This is a genomic window from Wenzhouxiangella sediminis, assembly GCF_003410055.1.
Taxonomy (GTDB): Bacteria; Pseudomonadota; Gammaproteobacteria; order Xanthomonadales; family Wenzhouxiangellaceae; genus Wenzhouxiangella; species Wenzhouxiangella sediminis.
This window is the reverse complement of the sequence record NZ_QUZK01000034.1, coordinates 50,192-74,060: the sequence shown is the minus strand read 5'-3', so window position 1 is coordinate 74,060 and position 23,869 is coordinate 50,192. Positions and strand designations below refer to the sequence as shown.

The window sequence follows — 23,869 nt, the reverse complement described above, 5'->3', positions numbered from 1 at the left end:
TCGTCGAGCGTCCTCAGCGCCGCTTGAGCAGGCGAGCTTTCTCGAAGCGGTTCTCGTCACCGGCGCGCATGCGCGCCAGGTTGGCGCGGTGGGTGTAGACCAGCAGTACGGCCAGGGCGATGGCCAGCGCGGCCAGGGCATTCGGCAAGGGGGCGGGGCCGAGCATCCACATCGACGGCACCAGGCTCAGGCCGGCCAGGATGGTGGCCAGGCCGACATAGCCGGTGCCGATGAGCGTGACCAGCCAGACCAGCAACAGCGGCGCCAGGCACCAGGGCGCCACGACCGCAATCGCGCCGACGGCCGTGCCCGCGCCCTTGCCGCCGCGAAAGCGGAAGTACAGCGGCCAGACGTGGCCGACCACGGCCGTGAATCCGCCGGCCGCCGCCAGGGTCGTGAAGTCGAGCGGCTCGGCCGAGAGCCACGGCGCGGCCAGGGGCAGCAGGCCGGCGGCCGCTGCGCCCTTGCCGACGTCGATGAGGACCACGCCGAGGGCAAACTGCCAACCCACGGTACGCAGGGCGTTGGTGCCGCCGGCGTTGCCCGAGCCCATGGTGCGGATGTCGACGCCGCGCAGGCGGCCGAGCAGCAGGGAGCCGGAGATCGATCCCAGCAGGTAGCCGCCGACGAGGACCAGCGCCAGTTCAATCATGACGCGCCTCCGGCGGTTCCCACACGTGCATGCCGGCGATCAGGGTGCCCGGGCCGGCGTGGGCGCCCACGGCCGGGCTGGCTTCCACCACCCAGCAGGCGTCGACCTGCGGGTGACCGGCCAGGATGCGTTTGCGCAGGGCCTTTGCGTCGGCCTCGGCGTCGGTGTGGCTGATGATCACGCGGTAGGTCGCCCCGGGATCCATCCGGCGCAGCAGGTAGCGGGCGAATTTCTCCACCGTTGCTCGGCGTCCGGCGATCACGCCGCGGGCGACCAGCTCGCCTTCCGGCGAGGCGGTCAGGATGGGGTTGAGGCGCAGCTTGCGCGCGAGCGTCTCCATCCAGGGCTTGGCGCGGCCGCCGCGCACGCCCCAGCTGAGGTCGCGGGCCAGGGCGTAGGTCTTGAAGCTGTCGCGCATTTCGGTCAGACGGGTCCGGATGGCGACGCGCTCCCAGCCCTTCGCCGCGGCCTCGGCGGCCCAGAGCACCATCAGCCCCTGGCCGCAGGCGGCGTTGCGCGTGTCCATCACTTCGATGCGTTCGGGATCGACCCGCTCGGCGGTCCGGCGCGCGGCCTGCAGGGTGCCGCTGAGGCGCCCGGAGATCTGGATGCCGAGCACGTCGAGTCCGTGCGAGGTCAGCAGTTCGTACTGGCGGCGAAAGTCGGCCGGCGGCGGCTGCGAGGTCTGCGGGTGCACCGGGGATTCGGCCAGGCGGGCGTAGAACTGCGCCGGCGTCATGGTCAGCTTGTCGAGGAATTCCTCGTCGCCGAAGTTCAGCCGCACGGCCACCACGTGGATGCCGAGGCGCTCGACCTCTTCGGCCGGCAGGTCGGCGGCCGAATCGGTGACGATGGCCACGCTGCCGGCGTGGTTCATCAGGCCGTGCTGGCGGGTCATGTCGTCGGCTTTCTGCTGCCGCAGTTCGCCGAACTCGCCGCAGAGACTGAACACTTCGCCCGGGCTGTCGGTGTGGATATGCACCCGGGCGCGCCGCTCCCCGCCGGCCACCACCAGGGAGCTGGCGTCGAGTGCGTCGAGTCGTTCGCGCAGCCGGATGACGTCGAGACGGTCGCCCTCGATCAGGCACTCGGTGCAGAAGCGGTGTTTGTCCGGTGCGGCGTGCTCGCGCTCGCCGGCGGCCGCCGGCGGCGCCGATTCGGCGGCGAAGCGCGGCATCCGGCCGCTGCGCATGTAGCGCCGGATGCCCTCGAGCAGGTCGACGAAACCCTGGGCGCCGGCATCGACCACGCCCGCATCGGCCAGGGCGCTGAGCTGCTCGGGCGTGGCGGCCAGCGACTTGCGCGCCCGGGCCAGGCCGCGCTCGAACAGTTCGCGGATGTCTTCGACGCCGTCGCGGGTGACGCGCAGCAATTCGTCGGCGAAGTCCTCGAGCACCGTCGGCAGGGTGCCGGGCACCGGGTTGGTCATGGCCGACCAGGCCGAACGGGCGCCGGCGGCCGAGACCTGGGCCAGGCGCTTGCCGTCGAGCACCTGGAAATCGCGGGAAGACTCGCTCAGGCCGTGGAAGTACTGCGCCATGATTGCGCCCGAGTTGCCGCGGGCGCCGTCGAGCGCGGCGTCGGCGACCTCTCGGAGCAGATCGGGCAGACTGCGGCCGGCTTCGCCCTCGATGGCCCGGCGCACGCTGGCCAGGGTAAACGCGAGGTTGGTGCCGGTATCGCTGTCGGCGACCGGGAAGACGTTGATGGCGTTGATGTGGTCGCGGCGGCGGAACACATTGGCGATGCCGGCCAGCAGGGCCTGCTCCAGCCGGGCGGCATCGACGTGGGAAATGGCCTGCGTCACGTCAGTCGGCGACCAGTTCACGCACCTGCGAGGCGGTGAACGGCCAGGACAGTTTCTCGCCGGTTTCGGTGTTGTGGACCACCGGGATCTTGTCGCCGTAGCGGTCGAGCAGCTCCAGGTCGGATTCGATGTTGACCTTCTCGTAGGCGTTGCCGAAGCCGCCTTCGGCGAGCAGGGCTTCCGCCTTGGTGCACAGGCTGCAGTCCGGGCGTGTGTAGAACTTGAGTTTCATGAGGTCTTTCGGCGAATGTCGCGATCGCAGAGTGTTGCATTTTAGCTGCTGTGAATCCAGCGCGTTCCGATGTTGTCGAAGGGGCAAAGAAGCTAAACTGCGCGCCATGGCTGTCAGCATATTCGACCTCTTCAAGATCGGCATCGGGCCGTCGAGTTCTCACACCGTCGGGCCCATGCGGGCGGCGGCGACTTTCGTCTCGCGCCTGGCCGATGCCGGGCTGCTCGAGCGCACAGTGCGCGTGCAGTCGGACCTCTTCGGCTCGCTCGGGCACACCGGCCGGGGGCACGGCTCCGATCGCGCCGTGATTCTCGGCCTGGAGGGTGAAATGCCCGACCGCGTCGATCCGGACCACATCCCGCGCCGCATGGACGAGATCGCCGAGTCCGGGCGCATGCGCCTGGGCGGGGAGCGCGACATCGCGGTGGACCTGCGCAAGGATCTCGTCTTCCACAAGCGCCAGACCCTGCCGCACCATCCCAACGGCATGCGTTTCACCGCCTTCGACGCCGACGGCGGGGAATTGCTCTCGCGCGAGTATTACTCGGTGGGCGGCGGGTTCGTGGTCAACGCCGACGAGGCCGCGGCCGATCGCATCGTCGCCGACGAGACCCCGCTGAAGTACCCCTTCTCGACCGGCGATGAGCTGCTCGCCATCTGCGCCGACCACGACCTGCGCATCAGCGACGTGATGCTGGCCAACGAGTCGGCCTGGCGCAGCGAGGCCGAGATCCGCGACGGCCTGCTGACCATCTGGCAGGCCATGCGCGAATGCGTCGATCGCGGCATCGGCATGGAGGGCACGCTGCCCGGCGGCCTGAACGTGGCCCGCCGGGCGCCGGCGCTCTACAAGAAGCTGTGTGCGCGAGCAAAGGAAGAAAACCTCGACCAACTCGACTGGATCAACCTCTACGCTCTGGCCGTCAACGAGGAGAACGCCGCCGGCGGGCGCGTCGTCACCGCGCCGACCAACGGCGCGGCCGGCATCATTCCGGCGGTACTGCACTACTACCGGCGTTTCGTCGACGGTGCGGACGAGGATGGCGTCATCGAGTTCCTGCTCACCGCCGGCGCCATCGGCATCCTCTACAAGGAAAACGCCTCGATCTCAGGGGCCGAGGTCGGCTGCCAGGGCGAAGTCGGCGTGGCCTGTTCGATGGCCGCCGGCGGCCTGACGGCGGCACTCGGCGGTAGCATGTCGCAGGTGGAAAATGCGGCCGAGATCGGCATGGAACATAACCTGGGGCTGACCTGCGATCCCGTCGGCGGCCTGGTGCAGATTCCCTGCATCGAGCGCAACGCCATGGGCTCGGTCAAGGCGGTCAACGCCACCCGGATGGCCATGGCCGGTGACGGCAAGCATCGCGTCAGTCTCGACAAGGTGATCAAGACCATGCGCGATACCGGGCGCGACATGAAGTCGAAGTACAAGGAGACTTCGCGCGGTGGCTTGGCTGTCAATGTCATTGAGTGCTGAGCCGGTGAAGGTTTCAGGGTTCAGGTTTCAGGTTTCAGGAAGAAAGCATTGGGTGATCGCCTCGGGCGGGAAGGTGCTCGTTGGCGCGGTGCTGTTTTGGGCTCTGGCGGGGGGCGTTTCGGCGCAGACGATTTATATCTGGGAGGACGCCGACGGGGTCAAGCATTTCACCGATCGCAAGCCGGTGACCGAGCGCGAGGTCACCGTGCAGCGCGCCGAGGCCGAGCCGCAGCGCCTGGTCGACGTGGTCAAGGCCGGTCCGAAGGACGACCCCTTCTGGCTGTTCCGCAACCGCATTCACGGTCCGGTGAGTGTTCGCGTCGGCCTGGTCGAGGCCCGTAACGTCGTCACGCAGCCGAAGCTGCCGGAAGTCTTCGTGCTCGACGGGCTGGAAGAACGTGAACTGGTGACCATCGGCCCGCTCGACGGCCGGCAATCCTGGTCCTACCGATTCGAGACCGCCGGTGTGCCGGGCCGGATCGGCGCACGGCATGCCCCCACGCGACCCTACCGGCCGCCCATTCCGGCAGGCAGCCGTTTCCGCATCGGCCAGGCCTTCGGCGGCGAATACAGCCACAGCAGCCCTTCGGGCTTTCACGCGGTCGATATCCAGACGCCGCTGGGCACGCCGGTGCATGCGGCTCGCGCCGGCGTGGTGATGGATGTCGCCCGCTACTTCCACGGCGCCGGCAAGGATCTCGAACGCGACGGTCCGCGCGCCAACTACGTGCGCATTCTCCACGACGACGGATCGATGGCGCTCTACGCCCATCTCGATTACGAAGGCGTGCGCGTGCGCCCGGGCGAACGCGTCGAACGGGGCGAGCGGATCGGCCGCTCGGGCAACACCGGCTACAGCACCGGCCCGCACCTGCACTTCGCCGTGCAGGTCAACCGCGATATGGAACTGACTTCCGTGCCCTTCGAGTTCGAAAACGAGCAAGGGCGGGCCGTTCAGCCCCGGCCCGGCGATTGGCTTTCGCCGCGCTGACCCGGGCCTGAAGCCACCCGACTGGGCTGATCCCGCTTCTCCATGCCCCGCCGCCAGGCCAGGTCATTTGACAACAATTAGATATTTAGCTAATAATAAAAACATGAGCAACGTCTTCAAGGCACTGTCCGACCCGACCCGGCGCGAAGTCCTCAAGCTTTTGCGCGGCGGCCCGCTGAGCGCCGGCGAGCTGGCGTCGCACTTCGACGTTTCCAAGCCGACCATGTCGGTGCACTTTCGGGTGCTCAAGGAGGCGGGCCTCGTGAGTGTGGAGCGCGACGGGAAGTCGATGATCTATTCGCTGCGCATGTCCGTGCTGGAAGAAGCGCTGATGGGCTTCGCGCAGACCTTCGGAATGGCGCCCCCATCCGAACAATCCGACAAAGAGGAATCCGAACAATGAACAAGGAACTCACCTGGCGCCCCATCGCGCTGCAGATACTGATCCTGCTCGCCATCGCCTTCGGCGTCCTGGCCTGGACCCAGCGGCCTGAGGGGGCGCTGGTCTGGATGACCGGGATGCTCTCCATGCCGCTGGCCTGGCTGCTGGTCGTCGCCTTCGGGGCCATGCCTGGGCCGGAGCGTCCCCGGGAACGTCGAACGGTTTTCAACAGCTTGATCGGCGGTGCACTGATGATCGCCGGCGCACTGGGTGCCTGCGCCCTGGGCAGCCTGGGCGCCATCGAGGAAGAGTGGATAACCCGCTACGGCATGATCGTGATCGCGCTGGCCCTGGTGGTGACCGGCAATGGCCTGCCCAAGAAGCGCGAAACCGCCTGCGGACCGGCTCGCGGCCTGGCAGTAAAGCGGCTACTGGGCTGGACCTTCGTCGTGACAGGTTTGTTGCTGATTCTTGCCTGGCTGACTCTGCCCCTGGTCAACGATGTCGCCTGGTGGGCCACTTTCGGCATCTACGTTGCCGCAGGCACCGTCTGCGCCGTCGGGGTTCGGCGCATTGCCACGCGATCCTCGGCCGGGGCGGCGTCGTGAGGGGCCGCCTGGCCCCTCACCATTCGGGCGCCGGTCAGTCGCAGTCGGCGAGTTTCGGCTTCGCCAGGCGTTCGATGGCGTAATCGCCGGATCCGAATTCGGCCAGCTCGGAGTCCCAGGCCACGCGGCCGGAGCCGTCATCGAAGAATTCCAGCCTCAGGCTGCCCCAGTCGATGTGATCGATTTCGCTGGCGTCGAAGTCCGGGCCGTGGGCCGTGCCGACCGGTTGCACCATGTTTTCGAAGTCCACGAATGCCACGGGTTCACCGGGGGGCGGTGTTCCTGTGATCGGTGTTTCGAACGCCGCGCTGCCCGTGATCCAGGCCTGGTGACCCGAATCGTCGGGCCGGTAGGTGAACCAGTAGACGACGGCGCGGTCGTCGGGCAGCGCCTCGACGATGAAGCCTTCGCCGGAGCGGTCGGGGTTGAACCAGGCTCCCGAGTAGTCCTGGAAGTTCGACTGGTTGTCGCAACTGGTGCCGGCCAGGCGCGTGAGCTGTACTTGCTCCATGTACTGGGAGATCGGCGATTCCGTGGCCGCGGCAGTCATCTCCTGGTCGGTCTGGAGTCGCTGCTGGCCCGTCCAGGCCATTCCGATGATGCCGAAAGCATCGTGCGGATAGCTGCTGGGATCAGGGAGGCCCTCTGCGAACTGGCCGCCGCGCGGCGCGAAAACCGGCACCTTGTCGAAGGACGGGTCCTCGAAGGTACGGCTGCCCGACAACCAGCTCTGCCGGCCGGGCGGATCGTCGGCTGGCGCATAAGTGAACCAGTGGACCATGGTCTGGCCGTCCTCGAGTTGCATGATCGAGAACCCCTCGCCTGGTCTGTCCGGGTTGTACCAGGAACCGCTGGTTACTGCGCTGGGGGTGACCAGCGACTTGCCCAGGCATTGTTGGGGGTCGCCGTAGTGTTCTTCGGCCAGCCATGATTCGACGGATTCGTCAGCGGCCTGAAGGTCGTTCCAGCACAGGGTCAGCCAGCCGTCGATGCCCTTGGAGAAATCGGCGGCCTCGGCCTGGATGTCTCCGGAGAAATCATTGTCGCGAAGATCCAGCAGGACGCCGGCATTCGTGGCATCCGGATTGCCGGGAGATAGCTCGTCGGCCATCGCCGAAAGCGCGGGAATGATGCTGCCGGTGAATGCATTGCCCGCCAGGTTGAGCTCCTCGTCGAGCGCCAGCCCGGAAAGCCAATCCGGCAGGTCGCCCGAGAGCTCGTTGTGAGACATGTCGATTCGGGCGAGCATGGTCCTGTTTGCAAGGCCCTCGGGCAAGCCGCCCGTGAGCTGGTTGCCCGACAGTTGTATGCCCAGGAGCGAGGGGACCGAGCTCTTGGACAGATCGAAGCCGGTCAGCCGGTTGTCGGCGAGATCGATCAGCATGAGGTTCGGCAGGCTTTCGGGTGCGATGGTCCACTCGCCTTCGAGCTGGTTGTTCTCGGCCAAAAGGAAGCGCATGCCCTCGGCGTCGCTCAGCGAGGCCGGCAAGCTGCCCGAGAGGTTGTTGTAGCTCAGTATCACTGCGTACTGGTCGAGATCGTCGAAGCACTCGATGCCGTGCCAGTCGCATTCCGTGCCCGGCTCTCCGAGCCAGTTGTCATTCTTGATCCACTCGTCGCCGTTGGTGGATTCGTAGAGGTCGATCAAGGCCTGCCGGTCCGCTTCGGGCAGCTGTGCCTCGACCGATGTGCTGGTCATGCCCAGCGAAAGCGTCAGAATAGCCGTACAGGCCAGCCCCGACCAGAGCCGAGGCGGGTTGTCGAATGAATGCATGGTTTGTCCTCCCACACTGCAAGAAAATGATCCCTTCCCGTGGATAGAGTCTAAGAGCGGGAATGTCAGGCGCCGGTTTAGGGCTCGTAAAACCATGGTTAATCGAGGCGCGGGCTCGGCGACGATCAAGGCCCGCAGTCGGCCAGCTTCGGGGTGGCGAGGCGCTCGATGGCGTAGTCACCGGAGCCGTAACCGTCGAGCTCACTGTTCCAGAACACGCGGCCGTGGTCTTCGTCGGTGAACCGGATGGTGAAGTCGCCCCACTCGACTCTGCGTACGTCGGCGGGGTCGAACTGCGAGCCGAACTCGGCGCCGACGGGCTGGAAGAGGGTCATTTCGGCCTGGGTTTCCCAGGGTGGGGGTGGGTCGACGATGAGGTCTTCGTCCGGGAAGCGGCCGCTGCCGACCATCCAGGCCTGGTGCCCCGATTCGTCCGGCTTGTAGGTAAACCAGTAGACGACGATTCGATCATCGGGCAACACTTCGACAACGAAGCCCTCGCCCGCGCGCTCGGGGTTGTACCAGGCGCCGGCGTACTGCTGGTAGGGGCTTTGCGTCTCGCAGGTGGTGCCGGCCAGGCGCGTGAGCCGATCGTGCTCGAGGCGCTGGCTGTCGTATTCATAGCTGCACCCGCCCGTAATGCAGATGCCGCCGCGGAGGAACTCGTAGAAGAACCGGCTTTCATCTTCGTCAACGCGATCCTGCCGAATGGTGTAGCTGCCCGTGTAGTCGCGGCGAGCGCTGCGGTTAAACCCGAATGAAAATCGGCCGCCTTCCGGGGCTGCAAGCCGGATCGGTCCGAACGACTGTTCGTCGGGCTCGACGATCCCGACCAGCCAGAGTTGTTCATCGGGCCGCCAGCCCAGGTTGCCGTAGGTGAACCAGTAGACCATCACTCGGCCGTTGTCGAGCATCATCTGGGTCAGCCCTTCGCCGCTGCGTTCGGGGTCGAACCAGGATCCGCCGACGCCCGGATCGATGGCGTGGCGTGCTTGGTCGATGCAGGACCCCAATTCCCGGCCTCTGTGGACCTGGGCGTCTTCGATCGCTTCACGCTCAGCCGTGCTGATCTCAAGCTCGTTCCAGCACAGATCCAGGCCGCGCAGCCCGAACTGCTCGATTACGTCACCGTAGGTGTTGGGCCAGTAGCCGTTATTGAAGCGGGAGAATTCGAGATTGTCCGGCAAACCGCCGCTGAAGGCGTTGTCGGCGGCGAGCAGCCAGTTGCCCGACCAGTCGGGGGTGCGCAGCGACTCGAACGCCGGCGCGATCGATCCGGTGAAATCGTTGTTGCCGATATCGATCGCCATGAGTTCGAGTTGACCGACCGAGGCCGGCAAGTCGCCGGACAATTCATTGCCGGAGAGATCGAGTGTGTCCAGGGGCATCGTCGACAGCCACTCGGGCCAGCTACCGGACAGCCGGTTTTCACCGAGGTCGAGATGGGCGAGGTCGAGTGCGGCCAGGCCGGCCGGCCAGGATTCGAACTGATTGCCGGATGCATCGAGACGGGCGAGCGACTGGGAGCCGCTTTGGTCCAGCCCCGTGATTTCCGCCAGGGCGTTGTCCGAGAGATCGAGCTCAAGCAGGTCCGGCGGAAGCGTCGCCATATCGATCGAGCCCGCCAGCCGGTTGTCCGAGAGATCCAGACCTGTCACGCGCTTGCCTTCCAGCCACGCCGGCGGCGGCAGGTGGTCGAGCCGGTTGTCGGAGAGGTCGAGGCTCACGGGGTCGGTTTGCCCACCGGACTCCGACGTCCCGATTCGGTATCCCGAGAATTGGTTGCCGCTGAGGTCCACTCCTGTGCCTTTTCCAAGCGCCAGCAGCCATTGCGGGATGGTGCCGGTGAAATGGTTGTCGTGCACAGCCAGGAAGCGAAGTCGGGGCAGCCCCCAGGGCGTATCCGGCAGCGGGCCGCTGAGCCTGTTGTCGCTGAGTACCAGCTCGGTCAGCTCGGACAGGCCGGCGAGGGATTCGGGTAGCTGTCCACTGAGTCCGTGCCAGCGCAGATCGAGGAAATCGACCCGCCGCTGGCCGTCGACATCCCGGCAGTGGACGCCTTCCCAGGCGCAGTGGTGCCGGTCGGTGAGCCAGTTGTCCTGCTCACGCCAGTTCTCGCCGCCGGTGGCCCGGTAGAGCGCGACCAGCGCGTCTCGCTCCGGTTCGGACTGGGCGCCTGCCAGGGCCCAGGGCAGCAGGAAGGCAAGGGTCGCGAGACGTCGAATCGTGGTTGCTCGCTGCATCGCTGATCTCCGGATTTGGCGTGGCTTGATGGCCGCCGACGGGGCGATGCCGGGCTACTCGCACTCGGCCAGCATGGGAGCGGCCAATCGCTCGATCTGGAATTCGCCCGAGCCAAAGTCGTCTATGACGCTCTCGAACTGCACCTCGCCGGTGCCCGGTACGCCGAAGTCGATCGTGAGCTCGCCCCATTCGACCGGATCGACGTCTCCGGGATCGAAGTCCGGGCCGTAGCTTGCGCCCTGGGGCTGGTGGAGCGTGACCGTGAGTTGAGCCGGGTTTTCCGTACCCACCGGGATGACGGAAGGCACAAAGGACATCTCCCCGCTTCCGACCATCCAGGCCTGCTCGCCGGAATCGCCTGGCTTGTAGGTGAACCAGTAGACGACCGCGCGGTCGTCGGGCATGACTTCGATCAGGAAGCCTTCGCCGGACTGCTGCGGGTTGTACCAGGCGCCGGAATACTGCTGGTAATCGCTGCCGTTTTCGCAGGTCGTTCCGGCCAGGCGTGACAGGCGGTGGTAGTCGAGGCGATCGTCGAACAGCGGTGGCGGGCACAGACCGGGGGGTGGTACCACTTGCGGTTCCCACGGCCCGCAGGCCAGCAGGTCGTAGTAGTGGCGGTGCAGGCTGAGCGTGTCGGTGCCGACGCGGTCGGCGCGAAACCGGCCGGTGGACCGGACGAAGCGGTAGTCCTCGTCGGCGGCGATGCCTTCGCCGAAGTAACCGCGCGTCTCGCGCACGGGATCCCAGCGCAGCCAGCGGTCGCCGGCGTGGCCCAGCTCGAACAGCCACTGCTGTCGGCCCTCGCTGTCGAAGCCGAAGCTGTAGAGCAGGGGCGCACCCTGTTCGAGGATCATCAGCGAAATGCCTTCCCCGGAGCGGCCGGGGTGATACCAGCTGCCGCTTGCGGTGGCGTCGACGGCCACGCGTTGCCGGCCCAGGCAGGCCTCGAAGTCCGTCGAGCCGACGTGGCGTGCGGCGATCCAGTCCCTCACGGCGGGGTCTTCGATCAGGAAGTCGTTGTAGCACAGGTCGAGCCCGGCGCCGACGTTGCTGTCGCCGCGTTCGGCCAGCCCCTGCGCGTTGGTGATGTCTTCGCCCAGCTCGGCGGCGAAGCGGTTGCCGTTGAGGTAGAGAAAGCTCTGCTCGAAACCGTGCATGGCCGCGAAGGCGTGTTCGGCACCGGCGTCGAGGCGGTTGTCGGAAAGCTCGAGGCGGCGCAACTGCAGGCGGTCCCAGCCGGCGGGTACGGCGCCTTCGAAGTCGTTGCGGGACAGGCGGAGTCGCTCGAGTTCGATTTCGGGCAATTCCGCGGGCAGATCGGGCAGGCTGCCGCTCAGCAGGTTGCCGCTCAGGTTCACGTCCCCGGTGCCCCAGGGAAAATAAGTGAACTCCCCGCGGATGGCATTGCCGCTGAGATCAAGCTCGCGGCTTGGCGTGGACGCGGGACCGTAGGTCCACAGGCGTTCCTGCAGTTCGGCGGTGAGTTCCCCCTGCAGGTTGTTGTCCGGCAGCTCGATGCGCCCGATCCACTCGTATCCACCCGTTGCCGGCGCCTCGGTCACGCAGGAGATGCCGTACCAGTCGCAGACATCGACCTCCGGGTCGAGCCAGCCGTCGTTGCGGTGCCATTCGTCGCCGTTCATGGCCTCGTAGAAATCCGAGAGCGCTTCGACCGGCAGCGGTGGCGGCGGCGAGAGGGCCGATGCCGGGCTGCCGTGCAGCGATGCGAGAAGGATGAGGGTGGCCAGGGCGGAGAGCGCCCGGCAGCTGTTGCTTTGCATGGTGATTGCACCTCGCCAACGATTGAATGCCCCGAATCCATGGTACGAGAGCGATCGTCGACAGGCAAATGGGCGGCCCGGCGGGGTGGCCGGGCCGCGGGGAGCGATTTTCAGGGTTGCGCGTTGTCGCAGTCGGCGAGCATCGGGCGTGCCAGGCGCACGATCGGATAGTCACCGGATCCGTATTCCGCCAGGTTGCTGTTCCAGTAGACCCGGCCCGTGTCGGCGCTGTCGAGCTCGATGCGCAGGCGGCCCCAGTCCACGGCTTCGACGGCCTCGGGGTCGAAATCGGCGCCGTAGACGCCGCTGATAGGCTGGTAGAGCGGATCGACGATGATCTCGGCCGGGGATTGATCGCCCGGTTCGATCGTGCCCTGTCCGACCATCCAGGCCTGGTCGCCCGATCCGTCGGCCGTGTAGGTGAACCAGTAGACGACGGCGCGATCGTCGGGCAGCGCCTCGATGACGAAGCCCTCGCCGCTGCGGAAGGGGTCGTACCAGGCGCCGGAGTACTGCTGGTGATCGCTCTGGTTGGTGCAGGTGGTGCCCGCCAGCTGGGTCAGCCGCGAGTAGTCCAGGCGGTCGGATATGGGGATCAGAGGGCAGGGCTGCGAAGTGCCGGGCGGGTCGAGCAGCGGCGGGCAGAGCGTGTAGTCCCAGTAGCGCCGTTCGAAATGCATGCGGTTGGGCGACAGCCGATCGAGCCTGGCGCCCATCAGCGGGCGAACCGTGCGCTGGCCCTCGACGAAGCGGATGCCTTCGGCGAAGTCGCCGCGGGTCTCCAGCAGGGTTCGCCATTGCAGGCTTTCCTCGTGATGGAACCCGGCTTCGAAGGCCCATTGCTGGCGGCCTTCGGTGTCGAATGAAAACCAGTACATCACGGGCTGGCCGCTGTCGAGCATCATCACCGTCAGTCCTTCTCCGCTGCGCGCGGAGTTGTAGAACGATCCGCTGATGCCGGGCGTCACCGTCGTGCGCGCGCGGTTGATGCAATCGAGGTACTCGCCGCCGACATGCCGCGCGGCGATCCAGTCGTCCAGTCCGGGATCGTCGATCTGCCAGTCGTTCCAGCACAGGTTCAGCCCGCCGAAGGTGTCGACGTCATGCAGTTGCAGCCAGGTGTCGGTGATGTCCGGTGGCAGCGGACCCGCGAAGTCGTTGTCGGCGATACCCAGGAACCCCGGCCCTTCTCGGCCGATCGCTTCGAAGGCCGTGGCCGCGTTGCCGTCCAGTTCATTGCCGGTGAGGTCGAGGTTGCGCAGTCGCAATTCGCTCCAGTTGGTCGGGATCGGGCCGCTGAAGCGGTTGTTTGCCAGCCGCCAGGTATGCGGGCTGTCGTCGACGATGAGCGGAATGTCCTCGGAGCGCAGGGCCGGCAGCGCGCCTTCGAAGCGGTTGTTGGAAAGGTCCATCAGGTGAATGCCGACCGGGGCACGTTCGAGCGTGCCGGCCAGATCGTTGTCGGCCAGGTCCAGCTCGGTCAACCCCAGTTCGTCGAGCGCGGCCAGGTCGAGGGTGCCGACGAGATTGTTGGCCGGCAGTTCGATGCGGTCGATGACCTGCTGGCCGCCCTGGCTGCCGCGGCAGCTGACGCCGTACCAGTCACAGAAATCGACCGCCGGGTCCAGCCAGCCGGTGTTGTCTCTCCACTGGTCTCCGCCGGTGGCCTGGTAGAACGACTCGAGCGTCGAAGCCGTGTCCTGGGCAGCGACGGCCGAACAGAGTGCCGAAGCGCCGAAAAACAGGCAGGCTCGCGTCAGGCAAGCAAGGCTGTGTCGAGTCATGTGAACTCCTCAGAAGAAAGGCCCCCTCGATTGCCAACTCCCCAAAGAGGAAACTAGACCGTTCATTCCCGGACGGCAAGTCGTGACATGCCCTGATTTCCGAAGGCCGTGCCGACAGTTATAATGGTGTGTTTACCTGCGCGTTCCGACCATGTCCCGACTGACCGACGAAATCGAGCGCCGGCGCACTTTCGCGATCATCTCGCACCCCGACGCCGGCAAGACCACGCTGACCGAGAAGTTCCTGCTCTTCGGCGGGGCGATTCAGCTCGCCGGCTCGGTGAAGTCGCGCAAGGCCTCGCGCCACGCCACCTCCGACTGGATGGAGATGGAAAAGGAGCGCGGCATCTCGATCACGTCTTCGGTGATGCAGTTCCCCTACAAGGAGCGCATCGTCAACCTGCTCGATACGCCGGGCCACGCCGATTTCTCCGAGGACACCTACCGCGTGCTCACCGCCGTGGACTCGGCGCTGATGGTGATCGACTGCGCCAAGGGCGTCGAGGAGCGCACCATCAAGCTCATGGAGGTGTGCCGCATGCGCGCCACGCCGATCTTCACCTTCATCAACAAGCTTGACCGCGAGGGCCGCGAGCCCATCGAGCTGCTCGACGAGGTCGAGGAGGTGCTCGGTATCGAGTGCGCGCCGGTGACCTGGCCGATCGGCATGGGCCGGCGCCTGCAGGGCATCTACCACTTGTTGAAGGACGAGATTCACCTCTACGAGTCGGGCAAGAACTACATGCGCCAGGACCCGAAGATCATCGCCGGCCTGGATTCGCCCGAAGCCGACGAAGCCCTGGGCGACATGGCCGCCGAGCTCCGCGATGAGATCGAACTGGTCAAGGGCGCCAGCCACGACTTCGACCTGGAGCGCTACCTGAAAGGCGAGCAGACGCCGGTCTTCTTCGGCTCGGCGCTGAACAATTTCGGCGTGATCCCGCTGCTCGACGAGTTCACCGACCACGCGCCCCAGCCGCAGCCGCGCGCCACCCTGGGCCGCACGGTCGAGCCGGCGGAGGAAAAGTGCACCGGGTTCGTCTTCAAGGTGCAGGCCAACATGGACCCCGCCCACCGCGATCGCATGGCCTTCATGCGTATCTGCTCGGGCCGGTTCGAGAAGGGCATGAAGCTGCACCACGTGCGCCTGGGCAAGGAACAGCGCACCCACGGCGCGCTGACCTTCATGGCCGACGAGCGAGCGGCGGCCGAGTACGCCTATCCGGGCGACATCGTCGGGCTGCACAACCACGGCACGATCGGCATCGGCGACACCTTTACCGAAGGCGAAAAGCTGCAGTTCGCCGGCATTCCGAGCTTCGCGCCGGAGCTGTTCCGCCGCGTTCAGCTCAAGGACCCGCTCAAGCTCAAGGCCCTGACCAAGGGGCTGACGCAGTTGTCCGAGGAGGGTGCGACCCAGTTCTTCAAGCCGCTGTTCGGCAATGATCTCGTGCTCGGCGCGGTCGGCGTGTTGCAGTTCGACGTCGTTGCCTACCGCCTGAAGGCCGAGTACAACGTCGAGGCCGTCTTCGAGCAGGTCAACGTGGCCACCTGCCGCTGGGTCAGCTGCGACGACGAGCGAGCGCTGGAGAAATTCCGCGACAAGAACGAACGTCACCTCGCCGAGGACGGCGGCGGCCAGCTGGTCTACCTGGCCCCGACGCGCGTCAATCTGCAGCTGGCCGAAGAGCGCCACCCCGAGATCACCTTCCGCGCCACACGCGAAGTCAGCGTCTACGTCGACGTCGACTGAATCCGGTTTCGTCGATGGCTGACTCCCTGCGATGACCGGTTCAGGGCGGATTCATCGTTAGGTTTGGTATATTCGGCCAAAAGGGCGGCGAGTGCGCCGACCGCGGCGACCCATCCAGCCGGGAGGTGACGGACATGGGCGAAGTTCTCGGACGCTATCACATCATCAGCGAGCTCGGCCGCGGCGGCATGGGCGTGGTCTACAAGGCGCTCGATCCCAAGCTCGAACGTTTCATCGCCATCAAGTGCCTGAGCGACGAGCTCAGCGCCGACGAAATCGTGGTCGCCCGCTTCCTGCGAGAGGCGCGCAACGTCGCCGCACTCAACCACCCCAACATCGCCCAGATCTACGTCGCCGACGAACACGACGGCAAGCCGTATTTCGTCATGGAATACGTCGACGGAGAATCGCTGGCCGATTTCATCGATCGTGAGGGCCAGTGCTCGCCCGAAATGGCCCGCCGCGTGACCGAGCAGGCGGCCAACGCGCTCTCCGCCGCCGCCGGGGAAGGCATCGTCCACCGGGACGTCAAACCGGGCAACATCATGATCGACCGACGCGGTCGCGCCGTGCTCACCGATTTCGGCATCGCCTGCGTGGCCGCCGAGCAGTCCGGTGCCGGCAGCCAGACCGTCATGGGCACGCCCGGCTACCTGGCCCCCGAGGCGCTCAGCGGCGGACCGGTGGATTCGAGAAGCGACATGTTCGCCCTCGGCGCCGTGTGGTACGAAATGCTCACCGGCGATCGCCTGATGCCGGGGCGCGACCTCAAGGAAACGTTCAAGCAGCTCGCCGCCGGCGGTTTTCCCGACCTCTCCAGGCTGGAAGGCAAGGTCGACGAACGCGTGGTCGATATTCTCGGCAAGCTGCTGGCGATCAAGCCGGCCGAACGATATGCCGACTGGTCGGCGCTGCTCGCCGACATGAAACCCCTCAAGACCGGCAAAACGGGTCCGGTCCAGCGTGGTGACACGGGGCCCTCCACCGCCGAGCGCGAGGTGACCGAGGCACTGGCCACGGCCCGCACCGCCGCCCAGGCGGCGCCGGCCGCCAGCGCGCCCGAGGCCACCGCTGTTCTGCAAACCGAAACCGCGCAGCAGCATCCCGTTCCCGTCCAGCGCGAGACGCCGAAGCGGCGGGGCCGCACTGCGGCCATGCTGGTCGTGCTGGTCCTGGCACTGGCGGCAGCCGGCTTCGGGCTCGCGCGGCTCGATCCGTCCACCTGGAACCGCGTCACGGCCTGGTGGCCGGGCGCAGGCGACTCCGGGACCCCGTCTGCCGCACCTGCCCCGGAGGCCGACTCGGAAGAGGCTCTGGCCGAGCAACCCGGCCCGGCGGCCGATGCCGCCGGCGCATTGCGGGCCGGTCAGGCCGTGGCCGCCGGCGAGGGCGGAGCCGACGGCGAGGCGACCGCCACCGAAGACGCTGGCGGCGGGTCGGACAGTGCGGCGACGAGCCTTGCGAAGGATGAAGGTCAGTCGACCGGCTCGGCAAGCGAGGCCGTTGCGACGGGCGAACCCGATTCGGTCGCGGGAAACACAGGCGAAGAATCCGGTTCGACGGAAGCATCGGTCGTCGAACAAGGCCCGGAAGTGGCCATGGTCGAAAGCGAGTCGACTCCGGCACCCATGAACGCCGCCCCCGCCGAGACTGCGCGGTCGTCGGCGCCCCCACCGCCGCCGCGCGGAATCGTGGTGATCGGCGTGGGCGATCCGGTCATCGCCGATCCGATGGTGCGCGAAATCGAGTCGGCCCTGCGCGGCGGCAGCCACCCGCTGGTGCAGCGCGGCTTCGTCAGCGGTTATCGCAACTACGTCCAGGGCGAGGAAGTCGACCTGGCCGGGCTGGCCGGGCCCGCGCTCGATGCCGGCGCGCGCTATGTCGTCGTCGCCCGCGCCCTGCCGGCCGGCGAGCGGGAGCTGCAGTACTACAATCGCGTCGAGACGGCGTTCATTGCCCAGCTCGAGGCGATCACCTACGACCTGCACGACATGCGCCAGATGGGCGCCTCGCCGGTCGAGCAGATCGAGTTCACTTCACTCAACGCCACGCGGCGGGCGGTCGATTCCGTCGAGCCGTGGCTGGCCGGGATCAGGGCGCAGTTCGACTGACGGCGGCGGCTACGCCGCGTTTGTTCGTTCTTTCGTTCTTTCGTTCTTTCGTTCCGGCGCTTTTTGCGTTGGGGCTCGTGAATTGGTTATTTGGTGTCTTGGTGTTTTGGTTTTTTGGTGCGGCAGCCTTGAGGTTCGGGGGCGTGGGTTGGGCTGGGGCCGAGTACTTTGCTTTCCGCCGTGTTGACGAACCAAAAAGGCACTGAGTCCAAGTTCAGCTGGCTCTGAAGTGCCCTCCCCAAACGCATCGCGGCGCAGCCGCCCCGCCAACCCTCGCGGCTGCCGAAACCAAAACACCAAAAAACCAAAAAACCAAGGAGCCAAACCGCGAACGAAAAAGGCCCCGCCCGAACCCGGGCGAGGCCTTTTGTCGAACCGCTAGGTGTGTCGCGCGTTCTTACTGCACGTCCAGCGTGAACTCCGAGGCCACCCAGCCGGTGCGGCCCTGGCCGTCGCGGATCTGGATCCAGTCGCCGGCGCGCACGAGCACGTCGGCCATGGCGCCCGAGCTCAGGCTGAACTGGACCGAGCTGTCGCCGTTGGGGCCGGAACGGACGTTGAGCGAGTTGGCCGTGATCACCACGCGCTCTCCGGTGCCGCCGCCGGCGCTGCCGTTGCCGCCGGTGTTGCTGGCCTGGTAGCCGGCCGCCTGGCCGCCGCCGTGGCGGTAATAGCGCTGCGGCGTGCGGCGCACCACTTCTTCGACGGCCTTGCCGATGACCTGGCGCAGGGCCTTCTCGCGCGGGGTGTTTTCCCATGTGGAAAGCGAACCGCCCAGGGCGTGGCTGCCGGTGTAGCCGGCCAGGGCGCCGCCGATGTCGAAGTCCTTTGCTTCGCCTTCGATGCTGGTGGCTGCCAGTACGCGGCTGGTGTTGGAGTCGATGATGCGCAGGTCGATGGCCATGTGGGCGCTGCTGCTGCCGCCGGCGATGCCGCCGATGACCCGGCCGATGCGGCTGCCGCCGAAGGAGCCGCGCGTGCCGCTGGCGTTCTCCGAGAACTCGGTGACCGCGGCAACGACGAGCAGTTCGGCGCCCTCGATTTCGCCGATGGCCGCGGCGGTACTCTCGCGCACGCGGCCGCTGGCGCCCAGGTCCTGCTCGGCCATGACGTCGTCGATGGCCTGGCGCTCGAGCACGATGAAGCGGCCGGAGTTGAACAGGGCGGTGGTCAGCATGTCGGCCATGCCGTCACCGATCGATTCGTTCCACCAGCGGCCGGAGTTGGCCGCCTTGTTTTCGAAGCGAGCCACGGCGATGCGGGCCTGCGGGCCGTTGTAATGCGCCGCGCGGGCTTCCTCCATGCTCGGGCCGGAGCCGCTGTCGCGAACCTGGGTGGTGGTGCCGGCAGCCGGGCAGCCGGTCAGCATGCCCAGCGCGCACAGGCCGACGATCAATCTCAACTTCATGGTCTTACCTCCCGCTTTAATCCTGGTAGTTGCTGCACTGCAAATCCCGTATCGGATCGGCAGGCTGCTCGATGGTGTACCCCAATAACGGAATTCCCGCTGAAATCCGGCCAGACTCGGTGTTCACGGGGAACGCCCGGTCGGCTTCGGCTCATTCTAGTCCGCGTTACCAGGATGCGCCAGCGCGGCCCCTGCGTTTCAAATGTGTTAAAAGTACCGGCGCACATTCACCGGCGAATGATCGAGGGAGTCGAGCGGTTTGATTCAGGATCTTTTCGGGCTGGCGGGAATCGCCCTTTTGTTGGGCATTGCCTGGGCCCTGTCTTCGGCGCGCGCCAGCATTTCGTGGCAGACCGTTGTGGTCGGCCTGGTCCTGCAGCTGCTCCTGGCGATCCTGGTGCTGTGGGTGCCGCTGGGCAAGATGCTGTTCGACCAGCTCGGTCAGTTGTTCGTGACGCTGATCGGCTACACCAGCGCCGGTGCGGAATTCATCTTCGGGCCGCTTGCCGACGCCGAGGAGTTCGGCTTCATCTTCGCCTTCCAGGTGCTGCCGACCATCATCTTCTTCGCCTCGTTGATGGCCTGTCTCTACCACATCGGCATCATGCAGAAGATCGTCGAGGTCATGGCCTGGGTGATGACGCGTTTCATGAAGGTCTCCGGCAGCGAGTCGCTGGCCACGGCGGCCAACGTGTTCGTCGGCCAGACCGAAGCGCCCCTGGTCGTGCGGCCCTTCATCGCCGGCATGACCCGCTCGGAGCTGTTCGCGCTGATGACCGGGGGCATGTCGACCATCGCCGGCGGCGTGCTGGCCGCCTACGTGATGCTGCTGGGCGGCTCCGATCCCGCACAGCAGGCCTTCTACGCCAAGCACCTGATCTCGGCTTCCATCATGGCCGCGCCGGCCGCGCTCGTGGTCGCCAAGCTGCTGCTGCCAGAAACCCAGGAATCGGAGACGGCCGGCACGGTGCGCACCGCCATCGATCGACCGCACACCAACCTGATCGAAGCCGCCGCCGGCGGCGCCGGTGAGGGCCTGAAGCTGGCGCTCAACGTCGGCGCCATGCTGCTCGCCTTCCTGGCCCTGATCGCGCTGATCAACGGCCCGCTGGGCTGGTTGGGCGAGGTCACCGGCCTGCAGGCGCTGGTCGGCCAGCCCATCGACCTGGCTCTGCTGCTCGGCTGGATCTGCGCCCCGCTGGCGATGCTCGCGGGCGTGCCGATGGAGGAAGCGGTCGCGGTCGGCGGCCTGATCGGGCAGAAGGTCGTGGCCAACGAGTTCGTCGCCTACGTGGCGCTGACCGAGATGCAGGGCGAGCTGTCGGAGCGATCCACCCTGATCGCCACCTATGCCCTGTGCGGCTTTGCCAACTTCGCCTCCATCGCCATCCAGATCGGCGGCATCGGCGGGATTTCGCCCTCGCGTCGTGCCGACCTGGCCCAGCTTGGCCTCAAGGCGGTGCTCGGCGGCACCCTGGTTTCCCTGCTCAACGCCAGCTGGGCCGGCATCCTCGTCGGCTAGTCGGGCTCTGAACAAGCCCCCTACGGCGACGCCTGGAAGCGGTCGGCAAAGATCTCGACCACCACGGCATTTCCGGTCAGGTCGAATGGCCCCGGCGTGACGGATGCATCAGTGATCAACTCGGTGGTGAAGATATGCCCGCCGGGCGCCGCCGGCGTGAACTGCACCTCGAGGTCGCAGCCCGCCTGGTAGGCGATGGTAAACGGGAAGGGACCGCAGGTCCCCGGGGCGACAACGAACTCCGGCGGCAGCGCGGGATTGACCCCCAGCACTTCCAGGTCGAAGCCGGTAGCCGTGCCGTTGCCGGCGTTGATGACTTGCAGGGGCGCCGTCACGGTCTCGCCCAATGCCACCGTGCCGAAGTCCAGGTTCAGGGGAAGCACTTCCAGGATCACGTCCACGCCTTCGCCGAGGAGAAGCACCGGCGCCGGCGGAGGCGGCGCCGTATTGGAGCTGACCGTGATCGATGTCGACTGCAGGCCTGCGGCGGTCGGTGCGAACGTGTAGTCGAGGGTGCAGCTCGCGCCGGGCACCAGCGAGAAGGGCGGCGTGGGGCAGGCGCCCGGCACCAGCGTGTTGAGGAACCAGGGCGAGGTCGCGGGCGTGATGGCCGTGACGTCGACGCTCGCCGTTCCACTGCTGGTCAGCGTGGTCGCCAGCGGCCCGGCGATTTCCCCGACCCGGCTGGGGCCGAAGTTCAGGCTGTCCGGTGAAATCGACAGCTGCGGGGTGCCCGACAGATCCTGGGCATTGATTCGGATCAGCCAGGTGCCGTCGCCGCTGCAGCCCTGGCAGGTCGGCAGTGGAAAGGCGTTGCTCACTCTTGCGACCGCATTGACGGCGCCGTCGAGATCGCCCGGGTCGACGGGAATGCTCTGGTTGCTCGAGGCCACCCAGCTTTGCAGGTTGGGCGGGTAGTTCGGGATGGAGTCGCTGCCGTCCTCGTCGAGCGCGCCGACGCGCACATCGTTGGGGAAGGGGACGTTGGCCAGGCCGTTGATGATCGCCCCGGCGAAGAATGAGTCGCCGGCCGTCAGGGTCTGCGGGCTGGGCAGGGTGTAGGTGTTGAGCGTGTTGCTGCCGGTGTTGGCAACCAGGTCCGACCAGGACGTGATCACGACCGCGTCGGATGGGTCACCGTCCTGGTTGGGGTCCGCCCACAGGTAGAAGGTCACGCTCGTGCCGTTGGGCACGTTGTTGTTGCCGGAATCGCCGCCGAAGGCCACGCGCAGGCCGGTGATCGTCTCCAGCCCCGGTTCCACCGTGAACCGGTTCAGCCAGGCGAAGGAAATATCGCCGCTGCCACCCGCCAGGCCCCAGGCGCTGTCCTTGACGCCGTCGTCGAGGCGGTACTCATCGAGGGCGAGGCACGATTGCCACGGAAAGAGAAGGAAGAGCGCGATTGCGCGGATGCAGCGGATGGCCATGGTCGTCTCCCGGGCTCGACCGGACCCGGCCGGACATCCGGCTCGACCCCGAGAATCGTGCCCCTTTTGGCAAGACGACTGGAAAGAATCATCCTCCCGTCGGCGCGGGTTTTCAAGTGGCCTGCGCGATGACCACCAGCCGTTCCGCCTCGAGATCGTAGTCGCTGCCGGCGTAGTCGCCGTGAATCGATTCCACGGCCAGGCCGGCCTGGGCCAGCAGCGACCGGATCTCACCGGCCGACCACACCCGGTGCGAGAAGCTGTGGTAATGGACGCGATCGCCGTCGATCAGCATCCACTCGTTCTCGAGCCGGGTCATGTCCGCGGTCAGGTCAGGGCGCTCGACCAGGATGCGGCCGTCATCGTACTCGGTCAGGTGGACGGGCTGGAGGTGGCGGCAAAGATACTCCAGGCCGACGAGGTCGAGCACCAGCCGGCCACCCGGCTTCAGGCTGTCGTGGATGCGATCCAGCACGCGCCGATGATCGGCCTCGTCGGGGAAATAACCGAAGCTCGTCCACATCACGATGACGAGGTCGAAGGCCTGCTCGCGCGTGAACTCGCGCATGTCGGCCTCGACGATCTCGATGTCGCGGCCGTCGAGGGCTGCCTCGAGCTGGGCCAGCAGCGAGGGGCTGGTGTCGACCGCCGTGACCTTCAGGCCCGCGTCGGCCAGGGGCAGGGCGTGGCGTCCCGGTCCGCAGCCGAGATCGAGCACGGTTCCGGGGTGCTCGCCGAGCAGGTCGAGCAGTAGCTGGACTTCCTGGGAGCCACGCGCGAAAGTGTCGGCGTTGAACATCAGCGAGCCGAAGTTGCGCCAGAATTCGTCGTCCAGGTACCAGTCGTCGCTGTGGTCGCTGTGGTCGCTGTGGTCGGTCAAGGGTCTGCTCCTGTCGGTCATGCTGCTGGCGCTGGCCGGTTGCGCCACGGTGGCGTGGTACGGCCAGGCCGCCCGGGGCCAGATCGAGATTCTGGCCAAGCGCGAGGATATCGCAGAACTGATTGCCGATCCGGTCACCGCGCCGGCGTTGCGCGAGCGACTGCGCACGGTTCTCGAGATTCGCGAGTTCGCCTCCAGTGAACTCGACCTGCCCGACAGCGGCAGTTACTCCGACTACGCTGATCTCGGTCGCGAAGCGCCGTTGTGGAACGTCGTCGCCGCGCCGGCCTACTCGGTCGTTCCCGAAACCTGGTGCTATCCGCTGGTCGGCTGTCTCGCCTACCGGGGTTTCTTCGACCGAGAACGCGCCAGGGCGCTCGCCTCGAAAATGGCGGCCGAGGGCTTCGACGTCGCGGTCTTTCCGGCCACCGCCTATTCCACGCTGGGATGGTTCGACGACCCGGTGCTCGACAGCATGCTCGAGTTGTCCGATCCGGCGCTGGCCGAGTTGATCTTCCACGAACTGACCCACGAAATGCTCTACGTGCGCGGCGATACCGCCTTCAACGAGGCCTTCGCCACCTTCGTCGGTCGCGAGGGGGCGCGACGCTGGCTCGCGCGTCAGGGCGACGATGCCGTCGTGCGCGAGTGGCGAGCGAGCCAGGCACTGGACCGTCGGCTGACCGAGGCGTTGATGGCGGCCCGGGAGCGGCTGGCGCTCGGCTACGGACAGGCCTCCGGCCGGGACGAGCTGGCGGCGGTCAAGTCGCTCGAGTTCGAGCGACTCGGTTCCGAATTGCGGCGCCTGGCCGAAAGCGAAGGGGGACATCGGATTGAGGCCTGGGCATCGGGCGAACTCAACAACGCCCATCTGGCGCTGGTGGCGACTTACGAGGCCGGTGTTACCGCTTTCGAGTCGCTCTACCGGTCCGAATGCGCCGAAGACTTCGGCTGCCTGTACGAGCGCGCCCGTGCCCTGGCCGAGGCGGATGCGCAGCGGCGGGCGGCCTTTCTGCGCGGCGACCATTGAACA

At 66.7% G+C, this 23,869-nt stretch carries 18 protein-coding genes; 8 read left to right on the top strand and 10 right to left on the bottom strand.

Going from position 1 to position 23,869, the window contains the following annotated elements:
• Positions 1–13: 13 nt before the first annotated feature.
• Genes plsY through DZC52_RS15515 form a run of 3 tightly spaced genes read right to left on the bottom strand, consistent with a single transcriptional unit; the run spans position 14 to position 2,691 of the window.
• Positions 14–652, bottom strand: coding sequence for a glycerol-3-phosphate 1-O-acyltransferase PlsY (gene plsY, locus DZC52_RS07535; RefSeq protein WP_116650517.1), 639 nt, complete (start codon positions 650–652; stop codon positions 14–16).
• Positions 645–2,459, bottom strand: coding sequence for a DegV family protein (locus tag DZC52_RS07530; protein WP_181918838.1), 1,815 nt, complete (start codon positions 2,457–2,459; stop codon positions 645–647). Before DZC52_RS07530 ends, plsY begins: the two co-directional genes overlap by 8 nt.
• Position 2,460: 1 nt before the next feature.
• Positions 2,461–2,691, bottom strand: coding sequence for a glutaredoxin family protein (locus tag DZC52_RS15515; protein ID WP_181918837.1), 231 nt, complete (start codon positions 2,689–2,691; stop codon positions 2,461–2,463).
• A gap of 106 nt (positions 2,692–2,797) precedes the next feature.
• On the opposite strand from DZC52_RS15515, the gene DZC52_RS07520 reads away from it, so the two are divergent.
• The 4 genes from DZC52_RS07520 (at position 2,798) to DZC52_RS07505 (ending at position 6,149) form a co-directional block, all read left to right on the top strand.
• Positions 2,798–4,168, top strand: a complete 1,371-nt coding sequence (locus DZC52_RS07520) for an L-serine ammonia-lyase (RefSeq protein ID WP_116650514.1) — start codon at positions 2,798–2,800, stop codon at positions 4,166–4,168.
• Between the two features lie 52 nt (positions 4,169–4,220).
• Positions 4,221–5,159, top strand: a complete 939-nt coding sequence (locus tag DZC52_RS15850; protein ID WP_181918836.1) for a peptidoglycan DD-metalloendopeptidase family protein — start codon at positions 4,221–4,223, stop codon at positions 5,157–5,159.
• Positions 5,160–5,262: 103 nt separating this feature from the next.
• Positions 5,263–5,562 (top strand): autorepressor SdpR family transcription factor, encoded by a 300-nt coding sequence (locus DZC52_RS07510; protein WP_116650512.1) that lies wholly within the window; start codon positions 5,263–5,265, stop codon positions 5,560–5,562.
• Positions 5,559–6,149, top strand: a complete 591-nt coding sequence (locus DZC52_RS07505) for a hypothetical protein (RefSeq protein WP_116650511.1) — start codon at positions 5,559–5,561, stop codon at positions 6,147–6,149. The genes DZC52_RS07510 and DZC52_RS07505 overlap by 4 nt, the downstream gene beginning before the upstream one ends.
• A 34-nt stretch (positions 6,150–6,183) precedes the next feature.
• Here DZC52_RS07505 and DZC52_RS07500 read toward each other — a convergent pair whose 3' ends face one another.
• The 4 genes from DZC52_RS07500 to DZC52_RS07485 form a co-directional block, all read right to left on the bottom strand.
• Entirely contained in the window at positions 6,184–7,923 is a 1,740-nt protein-coding gene (locus DZC52_RS07500; protein ID WP_116650510.1) for a hypothetical protein, read from the bottom strand.
• A gap of 125 nt (positions 7,924–8,048) precedes the next feature.
• A complete protein-coding gene (locus DZC52_RS07495) occupies positions 8,049–10,166 on the bottom strand; it encodes a leucine-rich repeat domain-containing protein (protein ID WP_116650509.1) in 2,118 nt (705 codons plus the stop codon).
• 54 nt (positions 10,167–10,220) lie between these two features.
• A complete protein-coding gene (locus DZC52_RS07490; RefSeq protein ID WP_116650508.1) occupies positions 10,221–11,951 on the bottom strand; it encodes a leucine-rich repeat domain-containing protein in 1,731 nt (576 codons plus the stop codon).
• A 110-nt stretch (positions 11,952–12,061) separates the two neighbouring features.
• Entirely contained in the window at positions 12,062–13,735 is a 1,674-nt protein-coding gene (locus tag DZC52_RS07485) for a hypothetical protein (protein ID WP_116650507.1), read from the bottom strand.
• 151 nt (positions 13,736–13,886) lie between these two features.
• Between DZC52_RS07485 and DZC52_RS07480 the strand changes: the two genes are divergently transcribed.
• Positions 13,887–15,488, top strand: a complete 1,602-nt coding sequence (locus DZC52_RS07480; protein WP_116650506.1) for a peptide chain release factor 3 — start codon at positions 13,887–13,889, stop codon at positions 15,486–15,488.
• 134 nt (positions 15,489–15,622) lie between these two features.
• Positions 15,623–17,599 (top strand): serine/threonine-protein kinase, encoded by a 1,977-nt coding sequence (locus DZC52_RS07475; RefSeq protein WP_116650505.1) that lies wholly within the window; start codon positions 15,623–15,625, stop codon positions 17,597–17,599.
• Between the two features lie 397 nt (positions 17,600–17,996).
• On the opposite strand, the gene DZC52_RS07470 is transcribed toward DZC52_RS07475, so the two are convergent.
• The gene (locus tag DZC52_RS07470) at positions 17,997–19,007 is read right to left on the bottom strand and encodes a CsgG/HfaB family protein (protein ID WP_116650504.1); all 1,011 of its coding nucleotides are present in this window, start codon (positions 19,005–19,007) and stop codon (positions 17,997–17,999) included.
• 259 nt (positions 19,008–19,266) lie between these two features.
• Here DZC52_RS07470 and DZC52_RS07465 point away from each other — a divergent pair, with 259 nt between their 5' ends.
• Entirely contained in the window at positions 19,267–20,529 is a 1,263-nt protein-coding gene (locus DZC52_RS07465; RefSeq protein ID WP_116650503.1) for a NupC/NupG family nucleoside CNT transporter, read from the top strand.
• A gap of 20 nt (positions 20,530–20,549) precedes the next feature.
• Here the strand turns inward: DZC52_RS07465 and DZC52_RS07460 are convergent, their stop codons facing one another.
• Positions 20,550–21,956, bottom strand: coding sequence for a choice-of-anchor D domain-containing protein (locus tag DZC52_RS07460; protein WP_116650502.1), 1,407 nt, complete (start codon positions 21,954–21,956; stop codon positions 20,550–20,552).
• Positions 21,957–22,068: 112 nt separating this feature from the next.
• Positions 22,069–22,836: a class I SAM-dependent methyltransferase gene (locus tag DZC52_RS07455; RefSeq protein ID WP_181918835.1), complete on the bottom strand. Its 768-nt coding sequence runs from the start codon at positions 22,834–22,836 to the stop codon at positions 22,069–22,071.
• Here DZC52_RS07455 and DZC52_RS07450 point away from each other — a divergent pair.
• Positions 22,769–23,866 (top strand): aminopeptidase, encoded by a 1,098-nt coding sequence (locus DZC52_RS07450; RefSeq protein WP_181918834.1) that lies wholly within the window; start codon positions 22,769–22,771, stop codon positions 23,864–23,866. The genes DZC52_RS07455 and DZC52_RS07450 overlap by 68 nt on opposite strands.
• Positions 23,867–23,869: the final 3 nt, after the last annotated feature.